The organism is Extibacter muris, assembly GCF_004345005.1.
GTDB lineage: Bacteria > Bacillota > Clostridia > Lachnospirales > Lachnospiraceae > Extibacter > Extibacter muris.
The window spans coordinates 1-1,559 of record NZ_SMMX01000042.1 but is presented as its reverse complement, the minus strand read 5'-3'; the positions used below and the strand labels follow the sequence as shown (position 1 = coordinate 1,559).

General features: G+C 43.6%; 1 protein-coding gene. It reads right to left on the bottom strand.

Annotated features, from left to right (window positions below; genetic code table 11):
• Window positions 1-93: 93 nt before the first annotated feature.
• The gene (locus tag E1963_RS19095; RefSeq protein ID WP_132281661.1) at window positions 94-1,296 is read right to left on the bottom strand and encodes an IS110 family RNA-guided transposase; all 1,203 of its coding nucleotides are present in this window, start codon (window positions 1,294-1,296) and stop codon (window positions 94-96) included.
• Window positions 1,297-1,559: the final 263 nt, after the last annotated feature.

The following is a 1,559-nucleotide window of genomic DNA, read 5'->3' as shown; positions in this document are numbered from 1 at the left end:
TAGCAGGTTTTTAAAATTATTTTTATTTCTATATTTTCCCACGACAATTAGACCGGCATGAATCCGGTCAATCAATTCTATATTTCCATCTTTCTACTGCTGGTACACCTCCATTACTCGCGCATAGTAAATTCTCAGAAACTTGTTTAATCCTGCTATTTTAGCCGCACGTTTTGATTTCCCTTCTTTTTCCTTCTTCAATATGAATTCATATACCGACGCATCCTTCGGCGCTTTATGTGTCTTTAAGCAACGCATAACCTCATAGCCTATTTTCCGCAGACTTGATGATCCACGCTTTGATATCTTTCGCTCTGTTCCGGTAAATTGACCAGACTGATATGGCGGGGCATCTATCCCTGCATGGGCTATCAGTGCCTTTCCACTATGGAAACGCCTTACGTCTCCGATCTCTGCTATCAGTTTCGGTGCCAGCACGTTCCCCACTCCTCCCATTGCCCGCACTACCGGATATTCCGGCAGGCTCTTGGCTAATGTCTGCATTTGTGTTAAAATCGTCATCAGAGTGTTATCGACTTCTCTTAACACCCTGACCGCTTCCTGTACCAGCATTTTGGTCGATGGGGTACTGGAAGAAACTGTAGGGATACCCTCTTTCGCCAGTGCATAGATTTTTATGGCTTTGTCCTGGCAACGATGGTACCCCTTCCTTTCTGCCCACTCAAGATAACTGTCCACAAATTCCTCCTCTGACTGTCTGGTTATGTTGTCGTAATGCCAGTATTCTTCTGCAAAGTCTGACAGCTTATCTTTCCCGTTCGTTTCATTCCAGCCTTTTAGAAGCTTCTTGATCCCAGGCATCGTATAATCCAGCAGATGCGTCAGTTCCAATACACTTTCTACCCGCATCCTCATATAGTGACGGTACTGCCGGCCTAACAGCTTCAGCTCCCCATAAACGCTTTCTTCCGCTTCACAGTCCTTCAGACGATACCAATGATCAATCCCATAGTTGGATATCGTAATGGCATCCTGTTTGTCTGTTTTCACACGCCTAAGACCCTGACAACGGTATTCTTTCATTTCAAACGGGTTGATCACTGCCACAAAGAAGCCCTTTTCTTTCAGGTAACTCAATACTGGCAGATGGTAAATCCCTGTCGCTTCCATAATCACACGTACCTCATCATCCAGACGCAGCAGCATGGTTGCCAGTTCAGACAGTTCCTTTTCCACATGGCTGACTTCAAAAGGTCTGCTTACAATCTCGCCATACGGTTTTAGTATACATACGGTACTTTTCTCTTTTGATACATCAATCCCTACGCTTATCATCTGTAACCTCCACAATTGATCTGTAATTGTTCCCAGCCACACTTATTACAACTCATTTTAGTTCGTTACACGAAAGCACCTTACGGGTTTCAACCTGCTTAAACGACTGTTTATAATAAGGGGTGGTTGACGGTTTTTGTGACGGATGTGGTTAATCCAAAAAGAGCCTCGCCAGACCAATTACTCCCTTATCATAAAAAAATAAGTGTAGAGGGTAAAGCACGAATGATATGCTTTATCTCTTACACTTATATGGTACTAAA

Coding starts and splice junctions, on each gene's coding strand:
- E1963_RS19095 (WP_132281661.1), bottom strand. CDS start 1,296: ATGATAAGCGTAGGGATTGATGTATCAAAAGAGAAAAGTACCGTATGT.